Annotated in this window: 23 protein-coding genes and 3 pseudogenes; 18 read left to right on the forward strand and 8 right to left on the reverse strand. The window is 60.4% G+C overall.

The window, feature by feature from the left end:
- Nucleotides 1–889: 889 nt before the first annotated feature.
- Nucleotides 890–1,390 (forward strand): hypothetical protein, encoded by a 501-nt coding sequence (locus tag A6E15_RS17880; RefSeq protein WP_076148528.1) that lies wholly within the window; start codon nucleotides 890–892, stop codon nucleotides 1,388–1,390.
- A 6-nt stretch (nucleotides 1,391–1,396) separates the two neighbouring features.
- Nucleotides 1,397–1,761 (forward strand): annotated as a pseudogene (locus A6E15_RS20525) (DUF7568 family protein).
- Here A6E15_RS20525 and A6E15_RS17890 read toward each other — a convergent pair.
- Nucleotides 1,758–2,643: pseudogene (locus A6E15_RS17890) on the reverse strand (MarR family transcriptional regulator). The pseudogenes A6E15_RS20525 and A6E15_RS17890 sit on opposite strands and share 4 nt — an antisense overlap.
- A gap of 138 nt (nucleotides 2,644–2,781) precedes the next feature.
- Here A6E15_RS17890 and A6E15_RS17895 point away from each other — a divergent pair.
- The 6 genes from A6E15_RS17895 (at nucleotide 2,782) to A6E15_RS17910 (ending at nucleotide 5,191) form a co-directional block, all read left to right on the forward strand.
- The gene (locus A6E15_RS17895) at nucleotides 2,782–3,102 is read left to right on the forward strand and encodes a hypothetical protein (RefSeq protein ID WP_076148529.1); all 321 of its coding nucleotides are present in this window, start codon (nucleotides 2,782–2,784) and stop codon (nucleotides 3,100–3,102) included.
- Nucleotides 3,103–3,527: 425 nt separating this feature from the next.
- Nucleotides 3,528–3,656, forward strand: coding sequence for a hypothetical protein (locus tag A6E15_RS21745; RefSeq protein WP_277612949.1), 129 nt, complete (start codon nucleotides 3,528–3,530; stop codon nucleotides 3,654–3,656).
- A gap of 113 nt (nucleotides 3,657–3,769) precedes the next feature.
- Nucleotides 3,770–4,024: a hypothetical protein gene (locus A6E15_RS20530; RefSeq protein ID WP_139326637.1), complete on the forward strand. Its 255-nt coding sequence runs from the start codon at nucleotides 3,770–3,772 to the stop codon at nucleotides 4,022–4,024.
- Complete coding sequence (locus tag A6E15_RS17900; RefSeq protein ID WP_076148530.1) at nucleotides 4,014–4,244, forward strand: UPF0175 family protein; 231 nt, start codon at nucleotides 4,014–4,016, stop codon at nucleotides 4,242–4,244. The genes A6E15_RS20530 and A6E15_RS17900 overlap by 11 nt, the downstream gene beginning before the upstream one ends.
- Nucleotides 4,241–4,774, forward strand: a complete 534-nt coding sequence (locus tag A6E15_RS17905) for a hypothetical protein (protein WP_076148531.1) — start codon at nucleotides 4,241–4,243, stop codon at nucleotides 4,772–4,774. Before A6E15_RS17900 ends, A6E15_RS17905 begins: the two co-directional genes overlap by 4 nt.
- 123 nt (nucleotides 4,775–4,897) lie before the next feature.
- Nucleotides 4,898–5,191: a PadR family transcriptional regulator gene (locus tag A6E15_RS17910; RefSeq protein WP_076148532.1), complete on the forward strand. Its 294-nt coding sequence runs from the start codon at nucleotides 4,898–4,900 to the stop codon at nucleotides 5,189–5,191.
- 300 nt (nucleotides 5,192–5,491) lie between these two features.
- Here the strand turns inward: A6E15_RS17910 and A6E15_RS17915 are convergent, their stop codons facing one another.
- Nucleotides 5,492–6,196 carry an IS6 family transposase gene (locus A6E15_RS17915; RefSeq protein WP_076148533.1) on the reverse strand — a complete coding sequence of 235 codons (705 nt, stop codon included), beginning with the start codon at nucleotides 6,194–6,196 and terminating at the stop codon, nucleotides 5,492–5,494.
- 376 nt (nucleotides 6,197–6,572) lie between these two features.
- Here A6E15_RS17915 and A6E15_RS17920 point away from each other — a divergent pair, with 376 nt between their 5' ends.
- The 7 genes and pseudogenes from A6E15_RS17920 (at nucleotide 6,573) to A6E15_RS17945 (ending at nucleotide 12,537) form a co-directional block, all read left to right on the forward strand.
- Nucleotides 6,573–7,649 (forward strand): 2,3-butanediol dehydrogenase, encoded by a 1,077-nt coding sequence (locus A6E15_RS17920; protein WP_076148534.1) that lies wholly within the window; start codon nucleotides 6,573–6,575, stop codon nucleotides 7,647–7,649.
- 273 nt (nucleotides 7,650–7,922) lie between these two features.
- A pseudogene (locus A6E15_RS21930) lies at nucleotides 7,923–8,135 on the forward strand (biotin/lipoyl-containing protein); the annotation flags it as partial.
- Nucleotides 8,136–8,297: 162 nt separating this feature from the next.
- On the forward strand, nucleotides 8,298–9,752 hold the full coding sequence (gene lpdA, locus A6E15_RS17925; RefSeq protein WP_394329278.1) for a dihydrolipoyl dehydrogenase: 1,455 nt from the start codon (nucleotides 8,298–8,300) through the stop codon (nucleotides 9,750–9,752).
- 119 nt (nucleotides 9,753–9,871) lie between these two features.
- Nucleotides 9,872–10,264, forward strand: a complete 393-nt coding sequence (locus A6E15_RS17930) for an OsmC family protein (RefSeq protein ID WP_066301619.1) — start codon at nucleotides 9,872–9,874, stop codon at nucleotides 10,262–10,264.
- A gap of 41 nt (nucleotides 10,265–10,305) precedes the next feature.
- Nucleotides 10,306–10,575, forward strand: a complete 270-nt coding sequence (locus tag A6E15_RS17935) for a hypothetical protein (protein WP_076148536.1) — start codon at nucleotides 10,306–10,308, stop codon at nucleotides 10,573–10,575.
- On the forward strand, nucleotides 10,572–11,318 hold the full coding sequence (locus A6E15_RS17940) for a lipoate--protein ligase family protein (protein ID WP_076148537.1): 747 nt from the start codon (nucleotides 10,572–10,574) through the stop codon (nucleotides 11,316–11,318). The genes A6E15_RS17935 and A6E15_RS17940 overlap by 4 nt, the downstream gene beginning before the upstream one ends.
- 415 nt (nucleotides 11,319–11,733) lie before the next feature.
- Nucleotides 11,734–12,537, forward strand: coding sequence for an IclR family transcriptional regulator (locus tag A6E15_RS17945; protein ID WP_076148538.1), 804 nt, complete (start codon nucleotides 11,734–11,736; stop codon nucleotides 12,535–12,537).
- Between the two features lie 91 nt (nucleotides 12,538–12,628).
- Here the strand turns inward: A6E15_RS17945 and gdhB are convergent, their stop codons facing one another.
- On the reverse strand, nucleotides 12,629–13,918 hold the full coding sequence (gene gdhB, locus A6E15_RS17950; RefSeq protein ID WP_076148539.1) for a glutamate dehydrogenase GdhB: 1,290 nt from the start codon (nucleotides 13,916–13,918) through the stop codon (nucleotides 12,629–12,631).
- A gap of 116 nt (nucleotides 13,919–14,034) precedes the next feature.
- Complete coding sequence (locus tag A6E15_RS17955; protein ID WP_076148540.1) at nucleotides 14,035–15,345, reverse strand: class-III pyridoxal-phosphate-dependent aminotransferase; 1,311 nt, start codon at nucleotides 15,343–15,345, stop codon at nucleotides 14,035–14,037.
- A 1,107-nt stretch (nucleotides 15,346–16,452) separates the two neighbouring features.
- On the opposite strand from A6E15_RS17955, the gene arcD reads away from it, so the two are divergent.
- A complete protein-coding gene (gene arcD, locus A6E15_RS17960; protein ID WP_076148541.1) occupies nucleotides 16,453–17,919 on the forward strand; it encodes an arginine/ornithine antiporter ArcD in 1,467 nt (488 codons plus the stop codon).
- A gap of 369 nt (nucleotides 17,920–18,288) precedes the next feature.
- On the opposite strand, the gene rocF is transcribed toward arcD, so the two are convergent.
- From rocF to A6E15_RS17975, 3 genes are all read right to left on the reverse strand, one after another.
- Nucleotides 18,289–19,245 (reverse strand): arginase, encoded by a 957-nt coding sequence (gene rocF, locus A6E15_RS17965; protein ID WP_076148542.1) that lies wholly within the window; start codon nucleotides 19,243–19,245, stop codon nucleotides 18,289–18,291.
- A gap of 434 nt (nucleotides 19,246–19,679) precedes the next feature.
- Nucleotides 19,680–20,105 carry a helix-turn-helix domain-containing protein gene (locus A6E15_RS17970; RefSeq protein ID WP_245800677.1) on the reverse strand — a complete coding sequence of 142 codons (426 nt, stop codon included), beginning with the start codon at nucleotides 20,103–20,105 and terminating at the stop codon, nucleotides 19,680–19,682.
- Between the two features lie 165 nt (nucleotides 20,106–20,270).
- Nucleotides 20,271–21,803: an aldehyde dehydrogenase family protein gene (locus tag A6E15_RS17975; RefSeq protein ID WP_076148543.1), complete on the reverse strand. Its 1,533-nt coding sequence runs from the start codon at nucleotides 21,801–21,803 to the stop codon at nucleotides 20,271–20,273.
- A gap of 381 nt (nucleotides 21,804–22,184) precedes the next feature.
- Between A6E15_RS17975 and A6E15_RS17980 the strand changes: the two genes are divergently transcribed.
- Entirely contained in the window at nucleotides 22,185–23,867 is a 1,683-nt protein-coding gene (locus A6E15_RS17980) for a Na+/H+ antiporter NhaC family protein (RefSeq protein ID WP_076148544.1), read from the forward strand.
- Nucleotides 23,868–24,054: 187 nt separating this feature from the next.
- Complete coding sequence (locus A6E15_RS17985) at nucleotides 24,055–25,701, forward strand: thiamine pyrophosphate-binding protein (protein WP_076148545.1); 1,647 nt, start codon at nucleotides 24,055–24,057, stop codon at nucleotides 25,699–25,701.
- A 137-nt stretch (nucleotides 25,702–25,838) separates the two neighbouring features.
- Here the strand turns inward: A6E15_RS17985 and A6E15_RS17990 are convergent, their stop codons facing one another.
- On the reverse strand, nucleotides 25,839–26,606 hold the full coding sequence (locus A6E15_RS17990) for an IclR family transcriptional regulator (protein ID WP_076148546.1): 768 nt from the start codon (nucleotides 26,604–26,606) through the stop codon (nucleotides 25,839–25,841).
- Between the last annotated feature and the right edge of the window lie 186 nt (nucleotides 26,607–26,792).

The raw sequence follows: 26,792 nt of genomic DNA on the forward strand, positions 1-26,792 counted from the left end.
CGTTGAGAATTTTGTGTCTGAATGGTGGAATTTTCCGGGCGGAAAACGCACTTTGCGTCTGCAAAGGCAGGTTCTGAGGCTCTTTCGGAGCAATCTCTCGTCTTGGCGATGATTCGATGAACTTGATTTGGATTCCTCTATCGGTGCGAGATACGCGTTCTATATTGCACAACTCCAAGAACATTTACCGTATCTGGCAGAACCCACACTGGTCGGTTCGCATACGCAGTTACCGGTTAGTACAGCACGGAGAGTTAGTGATCAGTACGGCCTAACGATTACTATGTAGGCAGCATACGCAGAACTACAAACATGACCAATAGAGTGAACGAGTATCTGCGGAAACGGCCTTTTCTTGGCACAGCGTTTTTTCTACTGATGTTTGTCAGTGGCAGTATCATGTGGATAGCGATAATGCAGCCGTCTCGTCCGCTATTCTCAATTTTATCCGATGGGGGAGTCTGGTTTACTATTGGCCTACTCGCAGCGCCCTCTGGACTGGTCTATTTTATCGTTTCGAAGCGGACTCACTCGCAGACCTGATTGAGGAGAGACCTTCCAGTCAATACGCACATCTACTTGCAGCTGCTTCAATCAAAAGGGGGGGTGAAGCAAACCACTTGCGCGTCTGTCTGTCATATGCTCCCTAACCAGCAACTCCACTCGAGGCAGAGGTGCAAGTTTCCGAAGGCACCCGCAGCCAATTCGAAGCTGTTGACGAGTTGAGCGACCTGACGATCGCTGTCGATGCTATTATCCATCCGGATCGCTCTACTCCATGAGACAGACGCGTTCCAACAGTGATTTTGTGCGCCGAGAATGGCTGCCGGCGCACTGAGTAAGAACAGACGAGTACTGACCAGAGCGTCGGCACAGTGAGGTATCCCAGATGCATATGATCATTTACGCACTGGTAGAGGCATCGACAGCAGACGAGGCACTGTCAACCGGAAAGACCGTGTTCGACCGACTGGTTGGCGCAGAGCCGCATTCCTGTGCAGTGTTCGACTACTCCGTCACCTTCGACGAAGAGGAGACGACAGTGGCTGGAAAAGCACGGTGGGGCGACCTGCCGACGGCTGCGCCCGTTATGTCCGACGAAGGTGAAGAACTCCTCGAGCGGGCCTGGGAGACCACGACGGAAACGTTCCAACGAAATCTGGATCGGGTGAAGAAAGCACTCGAGGAACGCAGCGACGATGAGATCATGCGCGATGAGGGCCTCGCTCGGCACGCCTTCCAGCAGGTCGGTGCTTCCCGTGGCCCGTCGATCTGCCTGTATGATCAACACGCGACAGGCATCCGCCATCGCGGACATCTCGATCGCCTCCTCGAGGACACTGACGAGCGCGAGACGTGCTGGATCGTGCCGGCAGACGTCCATTTCTGAGTGACCATGCCTCGAATCACCAACTGGACACGTGAGAGTCGAACACCCACGCAGGCATATCGAAACACGGAGACTGGAGCGCGAGCAGTCTGCATCGTGCCCCGAACTCCTACGCGTACAAGTGGCGGGCAGCGATCCTCGTCGACGGCTATCCAGTGTGGTCGCGCGGCTTCGAGACAAAAGAAGCGACCAGTGTTCGGGATGCACTCCGGGACCGACCAGCCCCCGAACTCGCTTGTCCGGAGTGTCCGAACGACAACGTCATCGTCGGCCAGAAATCTGCGGATGGTGCGAAGGTCTAACGATGGTTTGACTGTCCCAACTGTGGCTACGAAGCTCCTTCCCAGATCGTCTATGGCGCAGAACGCTAACAGCTGGTGAGAGCGCAAGCTAATCGCTCAGAGTAACCATGTGTCTCGAGGTAGCGGAGCAAGGCGTCGATTTCGTCTTCGAGGCCATACTTCACCGCCTGCTCTCGGAGGGCCGCCTCGTCGATGTCGATGTGGCTGAGCAGGAGGAGACAGTACGAGCGGTGGCGGCTGCCGTCGTCGATTAACAGTGTGTGACAGCAGAGCTCCGCCGGCGAGACTGCGTCGAGGTCCTCGGAGTAGACGTAGTAGCGGTGGCCGGTAAGCAGAAACTGGAGGTCGAAGGCCGCGAATCGAGCGAGGCCGGTTTCGTGGAACGCCTCTGCGTCGATCTCCGTCTCGGTCTGGGTGAGGAATTCGTCGTAGTCCTCCCAGAGAATCGTGCCCTTCGGGGCGACGGCTTCGAGGCGTTGACGATGCAGATGGTGTGCGAGTTCACGGGCGAACTCGTGGAGGCGGTCGAAATCGGCGTTGAAGTCATAGCGGCCGTCGGCCGTCCCGACAAGCCCACGGTCACGAAACCGCTTGAGGACGCGGTTGACCGTGTTGCGGTAATTGTCGCTTCGGTCGGCGATCTCGGAGACGGTTCGCGGCTGGTTGAAGTAGAACAGCACCTCGAGTGCCTTCCCGGTCAGCAGTTCGGGGAACTCGATGTGGGAGTGCTAGCGGACGAGGTCCCGATAGAGTTCGACGGCACGAGCATCCGACGGGACGACTTGTTTTCGCCGGCCATCGCGTTCCGTGTAGACGAGCCCCCTTCTCGACGAGGTCGCCGACGGCACGAGAGAGGTAACTCTCGCTGTGGTCGAACTTCGTCGCGAGTTCGGAGATCGTGTCGCCGCGGTCGACCGTGGCGAGGACCTCGAGTTCGATGCGCCGGAGCACGATGTAACATAGTACGAAACTTATATATAAAGAAGTTTCGAGTAGTGTTACAGTCAGCAGGCACGAGAGCCGTCTCCACCGTCTTAACCAACAAAACTATCGATTCGTGGGACGTGTTGGTTAACACGAGAGTAGCCGATGTCCTACGAACCCCCGACCCTACCGGCGAATCTCCCGACGGAGGTCGTCAACACGCTCAACGAGTCGGACCCGGAGCAGTTCCGAAACGTTGCTTTGTACGCTGAAGCGCTCGCCGAGCACAAGGAACGAGAGGCTCGTCTCGAGGAGTCGGCAGATCAAGAAGAGGTCGAAGAGCGACCAGACGATCTTCCGGACGACGTCCCTGCCAAAGCAACGATCGCGATCAAGGAGATCAACGACAATCGCTACTACTGGCAGTGGCGGGAGGGAGCGAAGATTCGTTCTCAGTACAAGGGTCCGGTCAACCCGGACGAGTAAAACTCGATGAGGGAGGACACCCACCCCACGTTTCCGTCGTAACTGGATGTGGGTGGAGGGGGTGCGGCTGATTTCGAAGGGACCACACCCCCGCGTTTCCGTCGTTTCTCCACGACGGCGTAGGGAGAGGCTACAGTTAGTAGTATACAGTCACTAATTATGTTAGCCTAAAATTAATATAAGATGAATTAACTTCTGGAATACATAGATTAAAGTAGTATAGCTAGAAAACTTTCATTAAGTGTACTTCGACCAACGAGGGGGCGAAGTACTTCGCCCCTCAGATGAAACAATCCTTTCCAGTTGCTTCTATAGACGGCCAACTTTGGACGGCTAGGCCGCTCTCGTCTTTGTAATCTTGTCGTGGACGTCTTCTTCGAGTCCCTCCCCACCTGTTCAGTGATTACGACGGAAACGTGGGGTGTGTGGGTTCTGGATTCGACATCGAGGCGACCAACGAAGCGCTTCGAGAACAACTCAGCGACTGTCAGGAGACACTCGAGCGTCGTGAGCAGTCTTCGAACCCCGAGATGGATGAGACTGGGTGCTGGTGAAGACGACTCGATCTGGGGCCGTGCACGGCGGTTCGTCGGGGATAACAACTGAAGTCCGTTCCAAAGCACTCTGACGGGTTTATCGACTCCCCGGAGGGGTGAGGCGTTCAACGATGACTGCAACCAACCAGACAGATGACCACGGCATTGTGTGGTTAGACGAACCACTCGAGGAGTGCGGGCATGATCCGATTCCAGCGACGATTGGTTCGACTGGATCACCAATCGACTGCTCGAGATGCGGCGCATCAGGCGTACTGATCAATCACTATGCAGAAATTCAAGCAGAACTGCATTCGACGGCGCTAGACGAGGATACATTAATGACGCTGCCGACCGAGTATGTAGCTAGAACCCATGGCAACTGATCGCCACAATCCCCATGCCGATCACACTGAGGAGCTCGCGACCACGATCGGGCTCTACGTGCTCGGTGAAATCTCCCTAGGGAAGGCTGCAGAGCGGGCTGATGTCACCCGCTGGGAGATGAAAGAGATTCTCACTGAGGCCGGTGTTGAGATTCGACTTGGCCCACAGACCATGGACGATCTTGAGGATGAGGTCGAGACAGCACTCGATATCGAATGAGTGAGTCGTTTTCGCCGCCGGTCATTCTTGATGCAACAGTGTTGAGCAACTTCGCGAGCACTGAGTCGGTAACGTGGCTTACGTCGGTACTTGAGAACCTAACGACTGTTCCTGCCGTTGAACAGGAACTTCAACGCGGTACCGAGAATGGGTATCCGTATCTTGAGAACGCACTCGAGGCCATTGAGACTGGACAAATTCCTCTCGAGAAGAGTGCAACAGAACAACTCGAGCAAGCGTATCCAACGATTCGAGACCAACTCGATCTAGGTGAGGCAGAGGCATTCGTTGTTGCCGATAGAACTGGTGGCACACTCGTGACCGATGACAGTGCAGCCCGAAACCTTGCTTCTACATACGAGATTGAACTTACGGGTTCTATTGGGATACTCGTTCGTGGTGTTGTACGGGAGGATCTCACTGTCGAGACAGCTGACAGTTGGCTCACAACCTGGATTGATGAATGCAGTTACTATGCACCAGTTGAGAGTGTCAGTGATGCTCTTCCTGACGAGTATACTCCAGAATAGCTTCTCTCGCTGTGGTCTCAGCAGGATTCAAGATTCGTTTCTCACGCAATCCTGTCCCTGAAGTGCACGTTTTCTTTCACCCGTTCTCGGAACGCTTATAGCCTTATACTCAATAATTTCGATATGTACGATTTGACTGGCTTTCAGCGTGATGTCCTGTATGCAATCGCCGGCCAAGACGAGCCCCACGGGCTTGCGATCAAAGACGAACTCGAGAGCTACTACGAGACAGAGATTCATCACGGCCGGCTGTATCCAAACCTCGACGAGGTCGTCGACAAGGGTCTCGTCGAGAAAGGCAAACTCGACAAGCGAACGAACTACTACACGATCACTGCCCGTGGTCAGCGCGAACTCGAGGCCCGGCGCGAGTGGGAAGACCAGTACGTCGATGGATTCGACTCGAGCGACGAGTAGCTAGCTCGGCCGGCTATCGGAGGATGGACCCTCCCTTGTCCGAATACGCCGTTTCCTCAGGTGACGCGCGTGGTCGAATTGAACAAATCCTCTCCTCACGAGTCTTGTTGTGACGCTCCTCGAGTTGCTCGCTACGCTCGCAGCGGTGGGAGGGCTGTGGGTGTCTCACGGATGGGTCTCGGCATGCCCTGCCGAGTGCTACGGCGAACGTAATCCACCTCCCTCCAGTCGTTTATCAGATACTACCTATGAATAGCAAGGTTACCGATAGTGATATGGTAATATATAGCTAAAAGACTTTTAATAGATCTGTTTGATAGGCACTATCCAGTTCTGAACCTTCTCAATCGGCGTCTTTCCATCGAGAGCTTGATGCGGTCTCTGATGATTGTAGTAATGCATGAACTGTTCAAGCCACTCGCGGACGCTCGACCGACTGCCCACCCACGAGTTATGGAAGCGGTCGATACGCATTTTGAGGGTGTGAAACCACTTTTCGATGGGGTTTCGGTCGGTATAGTTGACCTGACCGCTCAATCCTAATCGAGCAAGGGCAGTCCGATAGCCGAATTGATCAACGAGAAACTCAGCATCCGAGAGATCGTGTTTCTCGGTGAGTCGATGGAGAAACGCAGCTGCCGGATCGGTGCCATGCCGCCCAAATAACGCAACATCGAGAATCAACTTTGTCTCGGTGTCTATTGCAGCGTATAACCAAGACCACTCGCCGTTAATCTTGACAGCGGTTTCGTCAACGGCGACCCGCTTCGGCTGCGCCTCAGGCGGGTCGCGTCCGCTGTCAGCTAGCCGATGAACCCAGTTCCAAACCGCTCCGTGAGAGCGTTGAACGCCTAATTCAGCGAGAATCGTTGTTGTCTCTCGAAGCGAACAACCGGTCTGATGGAGGCGGACGGCGAACGCCCTGACGGGCGTCGCCGTCCGCTCGTTCTCCCAAGATTCTTCTAAATCCGTCTCATAACTCTCGCTGAGCAGGTCTGCGAGCATCAACCAACTCAACAGTACGACCTGCTCACTTCTCAAACTGGCTCAACTAGACAGTGCCTCGAAAGCGATGGTCCGGACAGATGGAGTCGAATACCCAACTCCATCAGTTGACGCGGTGTCCGCTCACGCTCCACAAAATCCAAATCAATCCAGCCGCTACTACCGGTGAAGCGTGCGATTTCTGCCATGAACCAGCTGGAAATCAGCACGCCTCACTTTTTACGCTTAATTATATAGTAGCTCTTGAAACGATTTACACACCGATCACAACGCTGTCCTGCGATCGGGTGGGCATTGACTTTCAGCGGCTACTATAAACACCACCGCCCGACGTGACCAAACAGTTATCCACAGCGGGCGGTAAGATAACCCTGCAATGAGAGCAGCAGTTTATTACGGACAGGAAGACGTTCGTGTCGAAGAGATTGAAGAGCCAGACGGACCTGCTGCAGATGAAGTACGTGTTGCCGTGGAAGCGTGTGGGATCTGCGGTTCGGATCTTCACGAGTATACGGCAGGTCCGATTTTCGTTCCTGACGAAGGAGAGCCAAATCCGGTAACGGGCGAAGAGCTTCCGGTTCCGATGGGTCACGAGTTCGCGGGCGAAGTAACGGAAGTGGGTGAAGAAGTGAACACCGTCTCCGTTGGCGATCGAGTGGCAGTGAATCCGATCATTTACTGCGACGAGTGCCAGCACTGTAATGCAGGGATGTATCACCTCTGCGAGTCGGGTGGATTCATCGGTCTGTCCGGTGGTGGTGGTGGACTCTCCGAGGAAGTCGTCGTTCCCGAGGAGAAAGCAATCACGCTTCCAGACTCGGTCCCTACGGAGTATGGCGCTCTTGTCGAACCGTTCAGTGTCGGATTTCATGCAGTCCAGACCAGTGATTTCGCCGCTGGCGATTCAGTTGCCGTCTATGGAACGGGTCCGATTGGGCTGACGGTGATTCAGGTGCTGCAGGCAGCCGGCGCTGGCACGATCTACGGTGTTGAACCGCAGGATTCGCGGCGTCACCTCGCAGCTGAAGTTGGAGCAGATGAGACGATAAACCCGATCGAGACTGACGCAACTGAACACATTACTGAGCAGACCGACGGCGGCGTCGACGTGGCGTTCGAAGCCGCAGGGATCGAGCAGACGGTTCAGGACGCGATCGCGTCGACCGCTCCCAGCGGGAACATTACGATCGTCAGCATCTTCGAAGACACCGTCGAACTGAATCCCAACGAGTTCGTCATGGGTGAGCGGACACTCAGTGGGACGCTCGCCTACGAAGGTGGTCCACAGTCGGACGAGGAGTTCGGTGCTGTCATCGATATGTTCGAATCGGAGGCCCTCGATCCGGAAGCGCTGATCAGCAGTCGGATCGACCTGGAGAATGTCGTCGAAGATGGGTTCGAGGCACTTCTTAACCCGGAGCGAGAAGCGGTGAAAATTCTCGTCGAACTGTAGTCGGTTGGCGTTGTAGCTGTTCTATTTTATATTTTCCAGCGGAGATCCCGATCCAACCGTGGTCGACCGTGGTTCGATGCTCCCGACGGTTCGGTTGTATAGTATTGATTAGTATAGCATAAAATATCCACTACTATGGTTGAACCCATCAGGGGCTTTCCTCCGGCTTGTATTCGTCTTTCAGCCCGTATTTGACGCCATCACATGCTACCTATCCACTAATAGTATTGTGGATCGAAGCCAATATTAGGCGCGGGGATCGAGTCTCAGTTGATGACCTACGAGTTCGAACTCCCGGAACTTGGAAACGGCACAGACGAAGGAACGTTCGTTGCCTGTCACGTCGAACCGGGCGACGTCGTTACCGAAGGCGATCTCGTCGCCGAAGTCGAAACCGACAAGTCCGTCATCGAGGTGTCGACACCGGTCGATGGGGCCGTTACCGAAGTCGTCGCTGACCTCGGCGATACCGTCTCCGTCGGCGACGTCGTCCTGCGCTTCGATCCCGACGGGCAAACCACAGGCGACACTGCCGCTGACGCGGACGACGATGATCCCACCCCGGCTGTAACGCGACTCGAGACACCGGACGAGGAAACCGACGCGGACGAGTCGGACTCCGCGGGCGTGACTCCGGTAGTCACCCGTATCGATGATGAGGCCGGATCACCCGGACCGGTAGAAGCGTCCGCGAACACCGTCGACGGCGTTCCCGCGTCGACCGAGGTACTCGTCATCGGGGCCGGTCCCGGTGGATACGTCGCGGCCATCCGCGCCGCCCAGCTCGGGCTCGAGGTCACGCTCGTCGAGAAGGACGCCTACGGGGGCACGTGCCTCAACGACGGCTGTATCCCGTCGAAGGCGCTCATCCACGGGGCAGACGTGGCCCACGAAGCGACGAGCGCGGAACATCTGGGAATCTCCGCCGAGATCAGCGTCGACGTCGATCGGCTGACCGACTGGAAAGACGGCGTGGTCGATCAGTTGACCGGCGGCGTCGAGAGCCTGTGTCGCGCAGCCGGCGTCACGCTCGTGGACGGCCACGCGGCGTTCGTCGACGACCACCGCGCCCGCATCTCGACCGACGACGGAGAGGCCACCCTCTCGTTCGAGTACGCGATCGTCGCCACCGGCAGCCGTCCCATCGAGATTCCAGGGTTCGAACCCGACGGTGAGCGGATCCTCGATTCGAGCGATGCACTCGAACTCTCGGACGCCCCCGACCGGCTGCTCGTCGTCGGCGCGGGCTACATCGGTATGGAGCTGTCGACGGCCTTCGCGAAGCTGGGTACGGACGTCACGGTTGTCGAGATGTTCGACGATGTCCTGCCGATGTACGACGACGAGATCTCGCGCGTCGTCCGCGAACGGGCCGTCGAGTACGGCGTCGAGTTCCGATTCGGCGAGCGCGCCGCCGACTGGGAGTCGACCGAGGGCGGCGTCCGCGTCACGACCGAAGACGAAGACGGCACGACGGCGGAACTCACCGCCGACGCCGTGTTAGCCGTCGCCGGGCGCGAACCGGCGACCGACACGGTGAACCTCGAGGCGGTCGGAATCGACCGCGACGAGAACGGGTTCGTGCCGACGGACGCACAGGGTCGAACGAGCCGCGACCACGTCTTCGCCGTCGGTGACGTCGCCGGCGAGCCGATGCTCGCACACAAGGCCAGTCACGAGGGCGAAGTCGCCGCGGCCGCAATCGCCGGTCAGCCGGCCGCCCTCGACCGCGAGGCGACGCCCGCAGCGGTGTTTACCGATCCGGAAGTCGCGACGGTCGGGTTGACCCGCGAAAGCGCCGCCGAATCAGGATACGACCCGGTCGTCGGTCGGATGCCACTACAGGCAAACGGTCGTGCGCTGACCGTCGAGGCGACCGATGGATTCGTTCGCGTGGTCGCCGACGCGGCGACAGAACGCGTCCTCGGCGCGCAGATCGTCGCCCCGAACGCCTCCGAACTGATCGGTGAGGTCGCTCTCGCACTCGAGGCCGATGCCGACCTCTCGATGCTCGCGGAGACGGTCCACACGCATCCGACGCTGTCGGAGGCGATCATGGAAGCCGCCGCCGACGCTCGCGACGAAGCGATCCACACCAACTGACCATCTGCTGTCGTCGGGGCAATTGGCGTCGGGTTGTTGCCGATCTGTTGTCACACCGACGTGAGTACGCCCGATCCGCAAGGTACTTTCCTGTATGGTGGATACCACACAATACAGACATGGACGACATCGCTCTAACGACGACCAGTGAAGACGGTTTCGACACCGAGAGCGTCATCGGTGATTTCGCGCTCGCTATCGATCCGATGGAAGAGACGGGCCCGAACCCGGTCTCGGTACTCGTCGCCGACTACGCGTCGTGTTTCCTCCCCGCCGTCCGAGTCGGTGCACAAAAAGCCGGCTACGACGGCCTCGGTCGGATGGAGATAAACGCATCGGCCACGCTCGACGACGAGGACGACCTCGAGGCCATCGAGTTCACGCTGAAAGTCGAGGCCGATGTCGACGATCCCGACGAGTTGGCGGCCCTCGGCGAAGAAGAATGCCACGTACACGCGGCGCTTCGCGAGGGCCTACACGCCGACATCACCGTCGAAGACGACGCGTTCTAAGCCCCCGACTCGGCGGCACGATACCCAACCGGTTTCCGACTATGCACGACAGCGCGACACTGAAAGTTCCGACTGGAAAGCTCCTCGAGGTCGCGGTCACCTACGACGAACGCGTGACGGACGCCCGTGTGACCGGTGACTTCTTTCTCGAGCCACCGGAGAGTCACGCGGCGCTCGAGGCCGCACTCGAGGGACACCCAACAGACGTGTCTCGAACGACGCTCGTCGAGGCGATCCAGGACGTCGATGCGACGTGCATCGGTTTCGACGCGGAGCATCTGGCAGATGCAACGCTAGAGGCGATCCGATGACCTACCGAATCATCGACGACGGAACGTACAGCGAGCCGGTGCAACAGGCCCTCGAGGGCGTTCTGGTCGAGCGGCTCGACGAGGGCGATCTCGAGCCGACGTTGCGGTTCTGGTATCGCGAGTCGCCCGCGGTCGCGCTCGGACGGTTTCAGGCGTACGAAGACGAAGTCGCGGTCGACTACGCCGACCAACGGGATATCGACGTCGTCCGGCGGCTCACTGGCGGCGGCGCGATGTACGTCGAACCAGGGGCGGTCATCACCTACTCGTTGTACCTGCCACGCGAGGCGGTCTCGGCCGATATCGAGGCCAGTTACGCTGAACTCGACCAGTGGGCGATCGACGCCCTCGGGAGTATCGGGCTCGAGGTCTCTCACGAGCCGTTGAACGATATCACTCATCCTGACGGCAAGATCGGCGGCTCGGCACAACTTCGCAAAGACGACGCGGTCGTCCACCACACGACGATGAGCTACGCACTCGATACGAGCGAGATGCTTCGAGTGCTCCGTATCGGCGAGGAGAAAGTCTCCGACAAGGCGATCGAGTCCGCCGAAAAGCGCGTTGCTGTCATGCGTGACTACGTCGACGCGAGCCGGGAAGAGATCATTGCTGCGCTGAAGGACACGTTCGCCGAGCGCTTCGATGCCGAGCCCGGGTCAGTGCCAAACGAGGTTATCGGTGAGGCGCGGACACGTGCCAGCGAGACGTTCGCCACCGAGGAGTGGAACCGAAAGCTCTAGACTCGACGTTCTCCCCGCCCTGAAGGGCGAGGCTTTCGCCTCGGACTTTCCGCAAATCGCCTCGGGGGGCAAGCCCCGTGACACTCGCCTTGCTCGGCTGTAGGTGATAACTGTTCTCCCGAAAATGCGGGACTGGGGTCGAGCGTGTTCAGTTAGGCGCGAAAACGGGGCGTGCTGATTCTATAGTAGCCACTGGAGTCATTGCACACCCGCTCGAACGACGGCTATGCGATCGGTGTGCCCATCGTTCAGTTGTTACGGGGATACCAAATAGCGGACCATGTCGTTCTCAAGTAAACATATCCCGTGGGCGATCCGATCGACGGCCCATGAATTCGTGTCGTGGCGAGACACCCCTCCCGATGTGTGTTTGGTATATACAAACCTATATGCCGCGGTGAAAATGAGAAATACCATGGACACCGACGACTCGAGCGATTCACCTCGTCGCATCAAATCCATTCAGACAGCGAGTGCCATCTTGGAAGCGATTCAGTATCTCGAGACGCCGACGTTTACGGACCTCTGCGACGAGGTCGAAATCTCGAAGGGGACGGTCCACACGTATCTCGAGACTCTGGAAAGCGAGGGGTTCATCACGAAATCGGGGAACGAGTATCGACTCGGGGTACGACTGGTAACGATGGGCGAGAGCGTCCGAAACCAGACGGATATCTACCGCGCGGGACAAGACGAGGTAGAAAAACTCGCCGAGAAGACCGGTGAGTGGGTTCATCTCACGGTCGAGTGTCAGGGGCAAGAAGTGACGCTGTACGAAAGTAGCGGCGACAGGGCGATCGCGATGGATTACCACCTCCGAATGCGGGAGTCACCGCAGTACCTGTACCACACGGCAGCCGGAAAGGCGATGCTCGCGTGTTTCAATCGAGACCGGGTCCGGGAGCTAGTCGACCGACAGGGATTCGTCCAGCGAACCGAAAAGACGATCACCGATATCGACACGCTGTTCGAGGAACTCGATCACATCCAGACCCAGGGGTACGCGGTTAACGACGAAGAGGAAGTGCGAGGAATGCGCTCCGTCGGAACTGCAATCACGAGACCGGACGCCACCGTCTGTGGGGCAATAAGCGTCACAGCGCCGACCAGCCGTCTCTCCGGGGACTACTTCGAATCCGAGATTCCCGAATTAGTGATGGAGGCCGCAAACATCATCGAAGTGAACCTCGAGACGGCCGGTGTCAAACAGCCACGCTGAGTCCGATACCCGAGTCGAAGACGGGACTGCTCACGAATCGCCATCGGCGATCACGTTACGAGCCGATGTCCGCCGGAGTCTATCGACCGCCCTATGGCCAGAGTCCCCGGGCTTCCTTCGCCTCGCCGATGCGGTTGAGCGCCACGATGTACGCCGCATCCCGCCAACTCACGTCCCGGTCGTCGACTTCCGCTTTCACGTCGGACCACGCGTCGAGCATCGCCGACTCGAGTTCGTCGTTGACCCGCTCTTTGGACCACTGACGGCGGTTGATGTCCTGGAGCCACTCGAAGTAGGAGACGGTGACGCCGCCCGCGTTCGCGAGGATGTCGGGAATGACGTGTTTGCCACGCTCGTGAAGGATCGTGTCCGCGGTCGAGGTCGTCGGACCGTTCGCGCCCTCGACGACGATGTCGGCTTGGATTCGATCCGCGTTGTCGGCCGTGATGACGTTCCCGATTGCGGCCGGGATGAGAACGTCCACGTCCAGTTCGAGGAGTTCCTCGTTGGAAACCGTACTCGAGCTGTCGTAACGCATCACGCCTTCCGGTTCCTCCTTGTGGGACGGAACGTCCTGTGTATTTAGGCCGTCCGGATCGTACAGCCCCCCGTTGACGTCGCTGACGGCCACGACGTCCGCACCCCACTCGTCGAGCAGGCGGGCGGCGTTCGCACCGACGCTCCCGTACCCTTGCACCGCGATCGACACGTCCTCGAGTCGCTCGTCGTAGTACTCGACTGCTTCCCGCGCGACGATGGCGACGCTCCGTCCTGGCGCTTCCTCGCGACCGTAACTCCCGCCGATGACGGGCGGTTTGCCGGTGACGACGCCGGGGATCGTTTCCCCTTCCTGCATGCTGTACGCGTCCATGAACCAGGCCATCGTCTGTGCGTCGGTCCCCATATCGGGCGCGGGGATGTCCCTGCTGGGACCGACCTCGTCACGGATCTCTTCCGCGAATCGTCGGGTCAGGCGCTCCTTCTCGTCGTCGCTGAGTTCCTTCGGATCGACGACGATACCGCCTTTCCCGCCGCCGAACGGAATATCCATCACGGCACATTTCCACGTCATCCACATCGCGAGCCCGACACACTCGTCGGCGCTCACCTCGGGGTGATAGCGGAGTCCGCCCTTGTAGGGGCCGCGAACGTCATCGTGCTGTGCGCGATAGCCGGTAAAGACGTCGACGGATCCGTCGTCTCGCTCGAGCGGAATGGAGACCTCGACGACTCTGGTCGGGTGTTTGAGGCGTTCGATGACCCCGTCGTCGACATCGGTCCGGCTCGCAGCGGTGCGGAGCTGTCGGCGCGCCGTTTCGAGGGGTGATTCGGTCGTCGATTCGCCGTCCGATTCCGCCTTGGTGGTCTGCTTCTGTGTCATTGTCAGTGGGTCGGTGTTTCGCTGGTCGTGATCGTCGTGCAACGACTGCCGTGAACGCGTAGGTACGTGCCTGAGCCGTGTCGACGGAGCTGCGTGACTCTCACCTGGGCAATCGGTTACGATTCCACGTGGTCGATCGCGTCGTCGAGTAGTTCGACGGCGATGTCGAGTTCGCGCTCGCGAACGTCGAGGGGCGGGAGCAGTCGAAGCGTCTTTTGCCCGCATCCGAGCGTCAGTAGCCCCTGTTGGAGGGCGGCATCGACGACGGCCTCTCGACGGTCTTTCGTATCGAACTCGATCGCGGTCATCAGGCCGAGTCCGCGAACGTCGACGACCGTCTCGGGGTGATCGGCCTGCAGTTCCTCGAGTTGTCCCGCGAACCGCTCGCCGGCCTGCTTCGCGTGGGTAAGGAGGTCGTGTTCCTGTATGGCTGCAACCGTGAGCGTCCCCTGAATCGACGAGAGGATATCGCCGGCACCCCACGTCGAGGAGAGGCGACTCTTCTCGTCGGGGAAGACCTCCTCGGACGCGATCGTCGCGCCGACGCGCAGCGCTTTGGCGCTCGTGATGACGTCCGGGTCGAAGTCGTAGTGGTCCGAGGCCCACATCTCACCGGTGCGGCCGACCCCGGACTGGATCTCGTCGGCGATGAGCGGGATGTCGTGTTCGGCACAGAGATCGTTGACCGCACGCATGAACTCCGGCTCCGGAACCTGGTAGCCGCCCTCGCCCTGGACCGGCTCGAGAATGAGGAAGGCGACCTGTTCCGGCGGGATGTGGCCGTGGTCGGGGTCCAGTTTCTCGCGGAGGCGTTCGACGCCGGCCAGACTGTGGGGCACGTCGTGGATGCCGCTGAGTTCGGGGAACCCACGACGATGCACGGACTTCGACCGGTTCAGTGAGAGCGTCCCGAGCGTGCGCCCGTGGAACGCCCCTTCGAACGTGAGTCCGTATTTGGGCTGCTCGCAGTTGTCGTAACAGACCTTCATCGCGTTCTCGACCGCTTCAGCCCCGGAGTTCGACAGGAAGACCGTATCCATCCCGTACTGCTCGGTGATGTCCGTCAGCGTGTCCATGAGATGGGCGGGGCCGGGAAGATCCGTGTCTGCCGGCGTTCCACCGGTACTGACGTAGAAGTCCTGTCCCGCGATCTTCAACGGATCGACGAGGTCGAACGCCCGCAGCTTGTCCATCAGCTTCGGATTGTTGTAGCCAAGCGGCGCAGCGGCGACGTGACTCGTAAAGTCGAGCAGAACGTTCCCGTCGGGATCGGTACAGAACGGCCCTGCAGCATCTTCGGTGATGTCCCAGACGAAATCGTAGACGTACGTACTCGTCGCTGCCGCCTCGCGGTGAAACTCGACCCACTCTTTGGCCTTCGGTCCTGGTAAGTTTTGGACTGATGGCTCAGCTTTTTCTCTCTGCATACATTGGCCACATCCGCTACCACGATATAAACATTTCGTCCGATGACGGTGTCTCGGTGCGATAGGACTGGCACCAATTATTTGATATAACCAAACTATTGCGGGACGAATCCGTGTCAGTCGCCGATCATCGCCATCCGAAATACGACCGAGAATTACAAACATATGGACGTATGGAAAGATCGCTCGTCCGCCGTCATCGTCTCGCCCCGTGAACGGAACTACGAGGAAACATCGACGAGTGCCGGGTACAATGTTTTGAAATTTTCAAACAGAGCCGTACTCGGATCGCCGTCAAACGGATACTCGGACGACGGCCGACCGCTGCCCGTCCCGTATTCGTTCGGTCGCCGTGGGATTGATGTCTGTTCGCTCTACACTCGTGTCACGTGGCTGCCCTTGCCGACCGCAACCGTTTCGAACGAACCCGTTGCCCGCGATATTGCCAGTTCAGTGTCCGCGCCAGAACACGAACGAGTCGCAACGAGAGTGTCACTGCAATCCGTCCGGAAAGCGGGACAGAACGCGAATTTAAACGAATAGTCCCGGCCCGGGTTCGTGTACCTCAAACGAGTGGCTCGAATATCCTGGCCGATTTCTCGGCGGAATAGCAGCGTGTAACCGCGCTGATTTCTCCCGTCTCGAGGTGAACTGGCAAGAGCGGTAAACGGCCGTCAACCGCTCTCGATGGGTCAATGGAAGGCAATCTTCGCTGTACCGTCTCGAGAACCGCTGAAGTCGTGACTCGAACCGGAAATGACGAACGCTTCGGTCGCTCGAGCGGGCATCAGGTGTGCTCCCGTACGGAACGAACGGAGCGATCAATCCAGGAGGTCACCCTCTGACCGCTACGTCGGCCGTCACACTCTCGGGTTCGTTATAATCAAACTGGGTACTGTCACATTGTGGTCGGTAACCTCATAGATATAGACACACGACGTTCTCCGAGAGCATAAGATACATAAACGATCATTGTAATCGTTGAACCGGAATGCATTGTCAACCCTACCCTTACGGAGCGGACATATCGTCGACTGGATCTCGAGGAACGGTTGTCCGGACTGCGAACGCGTCAGAATCGCGCGTGACCTGTCGTGACTGAAAACAATGGACTACGATATTCAACTCTACGACGATCTCGATCCGGATACCCGTCCCTCGTTGGGTGAGGCGTTGGTACCGGTCGCGGGGATGCTGTCGTTTCTCGCCATCGGCATCGGCATCTACGGGCTGGACCCACAGTTCCCCCTGTTCTGGGGCATCACGTTTACCGGGTTGTTCAGTTACTACTGGCTCGATATCTCGTGGGACACGTTGTACGAGGGGATCACCCAGAGTCTCCTGATGGGGATTCAGGTGGTGTTCATTCTCTTTATCGTGTACGCGCTTATTTCCACGTGGATTCAGGCGGGCACGATACCCGCGATGATGTACTACGGGCTCAGTCTACTGACGCCTGCAGTGTTCCTCCCGATGACGGCGGTGATCACCGCCGTCATCACGTTCGCCATCGGATCCTCGTGGACGGCAGCGGGGACGCTCGGCGTCGCTTTTATCGGAATCGGCTCCGGGCTCGGTCTCCCCGCACCGATGACGGCCGGAGCGATACTCACTGGGGCGTACACGGGCGACAAGCAGTCACCGCTGTCGGACACGACGAACCTCGCGGCAGCCGTTACCAACACCGATCTCTACGACCACATCAACGCGATGCGGAACGGAACGACGCTCGCGTTCGTGATCAGTGTCGCGTTATTCGCGTTCCTCGGTCTCCGCGCCTCCGGATCCATTCCGGCCGATCGGGTCGCCGAGATACAGACGGCACTCGCCGGGACGTACACGATCTCCCCGCTCGCGTTCTTCCCGATCGTGGTGACGTTCGCGCTCGCGATATACGGTATTTCCGCGATCCCGGCCCTCGGGACGGGAATCTTCGCCGGCGCAGCGACCGCGATCGGACTGCAAGGAACGGGCTTCGAGCAGATCTGGACGGCGGCCCAGAGCGGCACGAACCCCGAAACCGGACTCGAGGTCGTCAACGACCTCCTGGCGAGTGGCGGCATGGTCGGCGGCTCGTGGGCCGTTACGATCGCCATTTCCGCGCTCGCACTCGGCGGGATGCTCGAATGTACCGGTATTATCGCCGTCCTCGCTCACCATCTCGGTCGGCTGAGTCGTAGCGTCGCGAGCCTGACCGGCGTGACTGCGTTCTCGGCCGTGTCGATGAACGTTCTCGCTGCGGAGCAATACGTCAGCATCGTCGTTCCGGGAATCACGCTTCGGAATCTCTACGAAGAGAAAGGCCTCAAGAGCGAAAACCTGTCGCGAGCCATCGAGTCGTCCGGGACGGTGACGAGCGCGCTCGTCCCGTGGAACAGTGGCGCCGTCTTCATGGCGGGAACGCTCGGCGTCAGTACGTTCGACTACGCGCCGTACTATTTCCTCGGCTTCCTCTCGCCGCTGATACTCGTCCTGATGGGTGTTACTGGATGGAACATTACGCACAAGGAGACGGCAAACGCGGAGAGTTCCACAGTCGAACACGCCGAACCCGTTCCAGCCGGGGACGAGTAAGGCCACTCGGTCGTTCGACGCGACTCGACTGACGCTCGCGATCGCCGCCTCGAAGAGGTCCACGCCGACGTCGAGTTCGCGGTCGCGAACGTCAAGCGGCGGCAGCAATCGGAGCGTCTTCCGCCCACAGCCACGCGTTAACGGCCGTGCTCGAGCGCGGCAGTTACGGTACAGTTGGCTCCGCTGTTTCGCGCTGCATACCCTCTCACATTGAGACGAGTGTGTTATAAGTCAGTGTTTCGATAAGATAGTGTCCTCGCGGGCGGCGATGGGTGGCCGACAGGGAGGTCGCTTCGGCGGGGGGCCGCTACGCTGTGCCGGTCGTTTCTCCCGCAACAAGGGGACTCAAATCGAACGGTGACCGGAGCGTTACGCGATCCGCTTGCCGAGGAGGCTGGCGGCGAGTTCGGCCGCGACTTCCGCGGTGCGGTTATCCCGATCGAGAATCGGATTCACTTCGACGATGTCGACCGAGCGAAGTAGCTCCGCGCCGCGGTCGCGGTCGGCAACGCACTCGAGTGCAGCGTGGGCCTCCCTGTATTCGACGCCGCCGCGAACGGGAGTCCCGACGCCCGGTGCGACCGTCGGGTCGAGCCAGTCGAGATCGAGGCTGACGTGAACCCCGTCCACGCCGTCGGTCGCGATATCGAGGGCGTCCTCGACGACGGCGGTGATACCGCGTTCGTCGATGTCGTGCATCGTGAACACGGTGACGTCACTTTCCTCGAGGGCGACCCGTTCGGCGTCGTCGAGGCGACGAGCGCCGACAACGACCGCATTCGACGGTTCGACAGTCGGTGTCGCCGTCCAGTCGAGACCGTCGAACGCACCGTCGCCAGTGACGGCCGCCAGGGGCATCCCGTGGACGTTGCCGCTGGGAGAAGTGTCGGGCGTGTTGTAGTCCCCGTGGGCGTCGAACCAGAGGACTCCGATATTCGCCGCTCGTGCTGCGCCGCGGACGGTTCCCATCGCAGTCGCGTGATCGCCGCCCAGAGCGATCGGAACGTCGCCGTCCGCAATCGCGTCGGCGACCTCGTCGGCGAGTTCGTCGGTGACGTCGGCGATCTCGTCGAGATACTTCGCATCGTCCGCCGTGTCCGGGACGTCGCACTGCTCGAGTCGGGGGACACGCAGATCACCGAAATCGGTGCAATCAACGCCGGCTGTTTCGAGTTCGCCAGCGATATCCGCATACCGGATGGCTCGCGGTCCGATGTCGACGCCGCGCCGATCCGCTCCGAGATCGAGCGGCGCGCCGAGCAGGCGAACGGTTCGAGTCGTCGATCGGTTCGAGTGATCGGTTCTGTCCTCGGTTGATGTCGTCATACTGGTGGAAAGACTCGTCGATAGGTTCGTCTCGTCGGCGGGACGTCAGCCTTCGTGTCCCACGCGTCGCGACGTCGCTGCCACTGGATAGCACGGACGGCAGTTCGCCACGTGACGTCTCGCTTTTCGATCGCCGTCCGGTCGGCCGGCAGGGCTCGAACGGGAGTTTCCCGCTTCGTCACGGACGTACTCGAGCGATCAGCTCCGAGGGCGAGCTGCCGGAGACGCGCGTCAGTCACTCGGTTGTTTCGCGCCGTTGCTCCAGTAGCAGTTCCCGCACCTCGGTTCCGGTTCGTGAGTGTCAATAACAGTACCACACGCTGGACACCGTCGCTTGGTAGTTACAGGCATCGTTCCGTCTATCGTCACGGTAACTCTACGGCAGTATATATACTCTTTGCAACTTCCGGCTCGACGTCGAGACGGAGCAACCGTCACGCTGTGCGGTTTCGAGGGTGACCTCGATGAGAGCGGCGGTCTCCATAACGAGTTCGGGGACTGCCGACCGAAACCGCTCGTCTTTCAGCCGGCTGGCCGGTGCGCTCATACTCACACGAGGTGGACGTATTCACCGGTACGTTCGGCGAGTTCGTCGATCTCGTCGTGGCCCGCCATGGACAGACCGGTTTCGTTCGTACGTGTTCCGCGACCGTGACGAACTGTACGCTGAGTCGGTAGACGTCGTCTTCCTCCGTAAGGTAGCCACAGTTGTGAAGCGTCCGGAGATACGTATGGGCCGTCCCCTTCGTCAGATCGACTGTCTCGGTGGTCTCCGTGAGCGTCCCCTCGGTGAGTCGTTTCGTGATGGCCAGTATTTCATCGAGCTTGTGGACTGGTTTGATCTCTCGTCGACCGTTCATTTCCGTTCCGGTTCCGAACAAAACCCTTCGTCTATAGCGCTGTTTTCCGATATTTGTATATATCAAACGGATTCATCCGAGCGCGGAACCGGGACCGACCTCGAGAGGGAACCGCGAAAGGGAAAATCGTCACCGACTCGCAGCCGATCCGACTCGCGAGCCCAGTTAGTCGTCGGTCGTGATGTCGGCCGACAGTCCCTGAGCCATCTCGATCTCTTTGGAGTTGTTCATCGTCCAGGCGGTGCGTTCGGTGACGGCCTCGATCGCCTCGCGAGCGCTCGGGTAGCCGTTGCCCGATTTCTTGACGCCGCCGAACGGGAGCTGGACCTCCGCGCCGATACACGGCAGGTTCGCGTACGCGAGCCCGATATCGGCGTGATCGCGGAAGTAGTTGACTTGTCGGTAATCCTCCGAGATGATCGCCCCCGCCAGCCCGTAGGGCGTGTCGTTGTGGATCTCGACGGCGTCCTCGATCGTCCCCGAGTACTCGAGGAGGGCGACGTGGGGGCCGAAACACTCCTCGTTCAGACAGCGCAGGTCGGACTCGTAGTCGATCTCGTAGACGAACGGGCCGACCCAGTGGCCCTCCGCGTGGCCCTCGGGAATCTCCTCGGCCTCGAGTTCGAATCGATCGACCAGCACGTTCGCGCCCTCCTCGCGCGCGAGTTCGTTGTGCCGGCGGATCTTCTCGACGTGGTCGGCCTCGATCGCCGGCCCCATGAACGTCGACTCCTCGAGCGGGTCGCCGACGGCGACGTCTTCGGCGATATCGACGAACCGTTCTTTGAACTCGTCGTAGACATCGGTGTGGACGATCAGGCGCTCGGAGGAGACACAGCGCTGGCCGGTCGTCTTGAAGCTGGACATGACCGCCGCGTGGACGGCAATGTCGAGATCGGCCTCCTCGGTGACGACGATCCCGTTCTTGCCGCCCATCTCGCAGGCCGCGAGCTTGCCGGGCTCGCCGCCGACTTTGTCGGCGATCTCGTGACCGACTTCGGCCGAGCCGGTAAAGAGGACGGTATCGACGCGCTCGTCGTCGGTGATCGCCGCACCGGCGTCGCCGAAGCCCTGCACCATGTTGAAGACGCCGTCGGGAATCCCGCTGTCCTCGAACATCTCGGCGATGATCTGGGCACACCACGGGGTCTGCTCGGCGGGCTTCCAGACGACCGTGTTGCCCTCCACCAGCGCGATGGCCATGTGCCAGAACGGGATCGCGACCGGGAAGTTCCAGGGCGTGATACAGCCGACGACGCCCCGGGGCTTGCGGCGCATGTACGCGTCCTTGCTCCCGATCTCGGAGGGGACCACGTCGCCGTGTGGGTGTCGGGCGTTGCCCGCCGCCCACTCGACCATGTGCCAGGCCTCGGTCACGTCCGCTTTCCCTTCCGAAATCTCCTTGCCACACTCCCTCGAGACGATCTCGCCGAGTTCCTCGTGGCGCTCGCGCAGCTCGTGGTAAATCTCCCAGAGGTACTCCGCCCGGTCGATCGCCGACAGTTCGCGCCACTCCTCGAAGGCCTCGTCGGCCGCCTCGAGGGCCCGATCGACGTCCGCCTCGGTTCCGCGCTGGAACGTCGCCAGCGTCTCGCCGGTGGCAGGGCTTTCGCTCTCGAAAGTCTCGGAGCCGGTTCCGCTCGTCCATTCGCCGTTGATATAGTGGAGATTGGCTCCACTCGCTGTTGATCGACTCACGTTCGACCGTTCGCCGGTGGCGCATATAATTGTTCATCTTTGAGTGAGCGATCCGTGATACGGCTCGCTGGGAGATGTTTTCGTATATATCAAACACAGACTCGAACGAACGCGGCGACTGCGAGGGGAGCGAACACGAACGGTAGAGCGTGGTAGGCGGTCACCTATCGGACGCTACACGATCACACGAACCCCGAGATATTACATACATATGTTAGTAATGTAGGGCGATGCGCGTGGTTTGATATTCTGAAATGAAGCGGTATCGTGACGGGAGTTCCCGGGACCGTCGACCACGCGAACGCGAACACGGACTCGATACCATGTCATAGAACATCACCCATGGAAAGACTTATCAATAGACATGATGGAGTAAGCTCCATGGGTGAATTCGGGATACTATCCCTCGTACCACCGCTTTTAGCAATCACGTTAGCAATTACTACGAGGCGTATAATCCTTTCACTGTTCGGTAGCATCTGGTTCGGTGCCGTCATCTATACCGGCGGACTCGGCGTCGGACAGACGTTCGACTGGGTCGTCGCCGCCATCATCGCCGATGGCGGGTTTCACGCGGAAATCCTGATTTTCACGCTCCTCCTCGGGTCCGGCGTTGCGCTGATCTGGCGACTGGGCGGTGCAATCGCTATTCAGGAGATTGCGAGCGAGCGCCTCGAAACGAGACGGAAAGTCGGGGTCGTCGCCTGGCTGTTGGGTATCGCGCTGTTTTTCGACGACTACGCAAACACCGCGATCATCGGAAACACGATGCGCGAAACGTCGGACCGCGTCAACATCTCGCGCGAGAAGTTGTCCTACATCGTCGACTCGACGGCCGCTCCCGTCGCGACGATCGGAATTTCGGGATGGGTCGCGTTTCAGCTGTCGATGATCGACGAGGCGTTCGGCAATATCGAAACCGAAGCGGGCGTCCGGACACCGGACGTCTTCACCGTCTACCTCGAGTCGATCCCGTACAACGCCTATGCGATTCTCGCGATCGTCATGGTCGGCATCATCGTGGTTACACAGCGGGATTACGGCGAGATGCTCACGGCGGAGCGCCGGGCCTGGCAAACGGGCAAGGTCAACGACGACGATGCGGACCCGCTACAGGAGGTCGAGGGCAATCTCAGTGATCCGATCACTGATCGACCCATGCTTCGGACGTTCCTGCTCCCGATCGTGGTCCTGATCGCCGTTACGATCGGCAGCGCGCTCCGTACCGGGTACGACGGCCAGCCGGTGGTCGAGTCGCTGCTCGCGGGCGAGTTCGCGACGTTCGTCGAAACGGCGACGACCGTCGCCGGCAACGGGTCCTGGACGACTGCACTGGTCTGGGGCTCGTTTGCAATGGTCGCGACAGCGTTCACCATCGGTATCGTATACGACCTGTGTACGGCCGACGAAGGCGTCGACGCGGTCCTCGAAGGGTTCGAACTCATGCTGACTGCGGTGACGGTTCTGATCCTCGCGTGGTCGATCAGTACCGTCGCCGACGCGCTGGGGACGGGGGCGTACGTCGCGACGCTGGTCGAAGGTACGATTCCGATGACAGTGTTTCCCGTTGCCGTCTTCATCACCGCGACGTTCATCTCGTTCACGATGGGATCGTCGTGGGCGACCATGAGTCTGCTGACGCCCGTTGCACTCTCCGTCGCGTTCGATCTCACCGGCGGGTTCGGGCTCGCTCCCGCCACCGTGGGAGCGGTGTTCTCCGGCGCGATCTTCGGGGACCACACGTCACCGATCTCCGACACGACCGTTCTCTCGTCTACCTTTACGGGTGCCGATCTCGTCGACCACGTCCGGACGCAAGCGTACTACGCGACGACCGTTGCGACCGTCGTCGTCGTTTGCTATCTCCTGTACGGGTTCTTCGACGTGCCGCCGCGGGTATTCTTGCCGATCGGCGTCGTCCTGCTTGCCGGACTCGTATACGGTCTGTCGGAATTCGACGCTAACCGGAGAGGAATCGACGTCGGGGCAGTACGACGCGGCGTTGCCCCGGCCGAGCAGGATGCCGACTCCGACCGCGGTACGTCGCCGGAGGGGACCGACTAACGCCCGCGACGATGTCCCGGCACCCGCCGTCTCTCGGTATCGTTCCGCTCGATTCGAAAGGCGAGTCGCCCCCTCCGAACCCCCCGTCCGGAACGGATACGTAGCAACGAGCGGGCCAAACCGCTTCAGCCGGCGAAGTGATAACCGGAAGGGGAGATCATAAGTATCTGGTTTACGATGACAGTGTATGGACGTTAATCGGGCAGTGATAGAACGACTGACGAGCAATGGGATCGACACGATGTTCGGCATCCCGGGCAAACAGACGCTCCCGTTGAACGAAACGATCGGGACACGCGATGACATCCGGTTCGTCGTCGCACGCCACGAAACCGCCGTGTCCCATCAAGCGTGGGGGTACGCGGAAACGAGTGGCGCGCCGGCGGCGACGGCCGTCGTCCCCGGGCCGGGCGACATGAACGCGATGAACGGGCTGAAGAACGCGCTCAACGATTGTACCCCGCTCGTTCACATCGCCGTCGAGACCGACCCCGAGGTTCGCGGGGGTGACGGAATCCACGAGACGCCGCCGGAGACGTACGACACCGTGGTCAAGGAGAACCTGCTCGTCGAGCGTCCGGAAAGTACGGCCGCCGTCGTCGAGGAAGCCATCGCGATCGCCGAGACGCCGCCCAAGGGCCCGGTCCGGATCGGAATCCCGAAGAACTTCTTGACCATGGACGTCCCGCTGGCGACACCCGGCGAGTACGACCGGACGTACGTCGAGGGAGTCGCCGAATCGGACATCGAGGCGGCTGCGACGCTGCTGGCCGAGGCGACGGCGCCGGTCATCGTCGCCGGCGGTGGCGTCCGTGCCGCGAACGCGAGCGACTCACTTCGGCGGCTCGCCGACCGACTCGAGGCACCCGTCGTGACGACGTACAAGGGCAAGGGCGTTCTCCCCGACGACCCCGACGGGTACGTCGCCGGAACGCTCTCCGGCAGTGCGTCTCCCGAATTGCTCGAGTTGCTCGCGACCGCCGACGCGGCACTCGCGGTCGGAACGGACTTCGACGCGGTCGCGACCCGGACCTGGAGCGTCGACCTGCCCGAGGACCTCGTCCACGTGACGCTCGACGCAGACGATTTCGGGAACGGCTACGATCCCGCGGTCGGCATCGTCGCCGATGCCGGGGTGGCGCTGTCGGAACTCGGGGCCGCGCTCGCGGACCGAACGATTCGCGCCCGCGACGGGATAGAGCGGGCGACGGCGATCCGGAAGGCGACGAGCGACCGTCTCGACGCCCTCCGGGACTCGTCGCCGCCGCTGACGTCGGTGAGCGCACTCGAGAGCGTCCGGGAAGCCGTGCCACGGGACGCGATCGTCTCCGCCGACGCCGGTGGGTTTCGCGTCTGGGCGCTCAACGTCTTTGCGGCGGCCGGTCCACGGTCGTACGTCAACCCGGGGTCGTGGGCGACGATGGGGACCGGTCTACCGGCGGGAATCGGCGCACAGTTGGCCAATCCCGACGAAGACGTCGTCGTTCTCACCGGCGACGGCGGCCTCATGATGTGCATCCACGAACTCCACACGGCCGTTGCGGAGAACGTTCCGATTACGGTCGCCGTATTCACGAACGAGGACTACGCGATCATCAGCGACCAGGCGGGACGGGACTACGACCTCTCCGACGGCGAGTACAGCTGGAGCGGCGCGCCGATCTCGTTCACGTCGCTCGCGGAGAGTATGGGAATGCGCAGTGAGTGCGCCGAAACCCCCGCCGAGATACGGTCGACGATCGGGGCCGCAACCGCGGCGGACGAACCGGTCCTCGTTCGGATCCCCACCGATCCGTCGGAGCCACAGGCGAGCGACTGGATGAGTCCCGAGTGACGACTCGCCGAACGGCTTCCGTTCCGGACGCGCTGACTGGGTTTACAGCCATATTACTGTCACACCCGATCGACCGTCCGATCGAGTCGAACGGCACGAAAACGACGGCCGATGTCCCCCGATCGGCGACTCGTGGCTCATCTGATCGAGAGATCGACCTCGATCTCGTTGACTGCGGTTTCGATCTCCTCGACGAGTTCTCGCCGGTAGTCGTCGTCGAGTCGCTTGGTCGGTCCCGCGATCTCGAGGGCACCGTAGGGTCGTCCGTCGTCGTCCAGTATGGGCATCGCGATCTCGAGCAGCCCTTTGACGCTCTCCTCGCGAGCGTACGCGATGCCGTCCGTCCGGATCGTCTCGAGTTCGGCGGCGAGTTCCGCCTGGTCGGTAATCGTCCTCGGAGCCGCTTGGGGCATCCCCCATCGTTGGACGATCTCGTCGGTCCGTTCGGGTGGCAGGTGTGCGAGGATCGCCTTGCCGGTCGCGGTGTTCGTCATCCGTGCCTGGCCGCCGGGCAGGAACTGCCTGCGGATCGACCGTTCGCCCTCGGCGACGACGACGTTCGTAGCGAGACCGTTCTCCTCGACGGCGAAGTAGGCCTGTTCTCCCGTCTCAGCAGCTAACGTTTCGACCGTCGGCGAGACGATCCGGCGCAGTTCGTGTGATTGCTCGATCGTCCGACCGAGGTGAACGAGCCGGTAACTGAGACGGTAGGTACCGTCCTCGTTGATCAGATAGCCCAGCTGGTTGAGCGTCGTCAGATGCGAATGGACCGTACTCTTGGGTAGCTCGAGTCGGTCAGCGAGCCCCGAGACGCTCTCGGCCGTGTTTCGTTTGAGTGATTCGATGATCTTGAACGTCGTTCGAACGGATTGGAGCTGATTCGTTTTCGGCCCGTGTCGTGCCATACCGTATGCCATTCGGGCCGATCAATAAAGCCATCCAATAATCTCGGACGCGGGCCGATCGAGAGAAACGACCGTGGGCTCGAGTCGCAGATCCGTCCCGATCGGGTTGGACCCGCCCGCGCGAGAACAAAACCCCCTTCCGGTGAACGCCGGCTCACCTCGAGTCGGGCTCCAAACCCGTCGGCG

Source organism: Natrinema saccharevitans, from assembly GCF_001953745.1.
GTDB lineage: Archaea > Halobacteriota > Halobacteria > Halobacteriales > Natrialbaceae > Natrinema > Natrinema saccharevitans.

Excerpts from the sequence above, each read along its gene's own strand:
- A6E15_RS17880 (WP_076148528.1), top strand. The coding sequence starts at position 890 with ATGCATATGATCATTTACGCACTGGTAGAGGCATCGACAGCAGACGAG.
- A6E15_RS17895 (WP_076148529.1), top strand. The coding sequence starts at position 2,782 with ATGTCCTACGAACCCCCGACCCTACCGGCGAATCTCCCGACGGAGGTC.
- A6E15_RS20530 (WP_139326637.1), top strand. The coding sequence starts at position 3,770 with ATGACTGCAACCAACCAGACAGATGACCACGGCATTGTGTGGTTAGAC.
- A6E15_RS17900 (WP_076148530.1), top strand. The coding sequence starts at position 4,014 with ATGGCAACTGATCGCCACAATCCCCATGCCGATCACACTGAGGAGCTC.
- A6E15_RS17905 (WP_076148531.1), top strand. The coding sequence starts at position 4,241 with ATGAGTGAGTCGTTTTCGCCGCCGGTCATTCTTGATGCAACAGTGTTG.
- A6E15_RS17910 (WP_076148532.1), top strand. The coding sequence starts at position 4,898 with ATGTACGATTTGACTGGCTTTCAGCGTGATGTCCTGTATGCAATCGCC.
- A6E15_RS17915 (WP_076148533.1), bottom strand. The coding sequence starts at position 6,196 with ATGCTCGCAGACCTGCTCAGCGAGAGTTATGAGACGGATTTAGAAGAA.
- A6E15_RS17920 (WP_076148534.1), top strand. The coding sequence starts at position 6,573 with ATGAGAGCAGCAGTTTATTACGGACAGGAAGACGTTCGTGTCGAAGAG.
- A6E15_RS17930 (WP_066301619.1), top strand. The coding sequence starts at position 9,872 with ATGGACGACATCGCTCTAACGACGACCAGTGAAGACGGTTTCGACACC.
- A6E15_RS17935 (WP_076148536.1), top strand. The coding sequence starts at position 10,306 with ATGCACGACAGCGCGACACTGAAAGTTCCGACTGGAAAGCTCCTCGAG.
- A6E15_RS17940 (WP_076148537.1), top strand. The coding sequence starts at position 10,572 with ATGACCTACCGAATCATCGACGACGGAACGTACAGCGAGCCGGTGCAA.
- A6E15_RS17945 (WP_076148538.1), top strand. The coding sequence starts at position 11,734 with ATGGACACCGACGACTCGAGCGATTCACCTCGTCGCATCAAATCCATT.
- gdhB (WP_076148539.1), bottom strand. The coding sequence starts at position 13,918 with ATGACACAGAAGCAGACCACCAAGGCGGAATCGGACGGCGAATCGACG.
- A6E15_RS17955 (WP_076148540.1), bottom strand. The coding sequence starts at position 15,345 with ATGCAGAGAGAAAAAGCTGAGCCATCAGTCCAAAACTTACCAGGACCG.
- arcD (WP_076148541.1), top strand. The coding sequence starts at position 16,453 with ATGGACTACGATATTCAACTCTACGACGATCTCGATCCGGATACCCGT.
- rocF (WP_076148542.1), bottom strand. The coding sequence starts at position 19,245 with ATGACGACATCAACCGAGGACAGAACCGATCACTCGAACCGATCGACG.
- A6E15_RS17970 (WP_245800677.1), bottom strand. The coding sequence starts at position 20,105 with ATGAACGGTCGACGAGAGATCAAACCAGTCCACAAGCTCGATGAAATA.
- A6E15_RS17980 (WP_076148544.1), top strand. The coding sequence starts at position 22,185 with ATGGGTGAATTCGGGATACTATCCCTCGTACCACCGCTTTTAGCAATC.
- A6E15_RS17985 (WP_076148545.1), top strand. The coding sequence starts at position 24,055 with ATGGACGTTAATCGGGCAGTGATAGAACGACTGACGAGCAATGGGATC.
- A6E15_RS17990 (WP_076148546.1), bottom strand. The coding sequence starts at position 26,606 with ATGGCACGACACGGGCCGAAAACGAATCAGCTCCAATCCGTTCGAACG.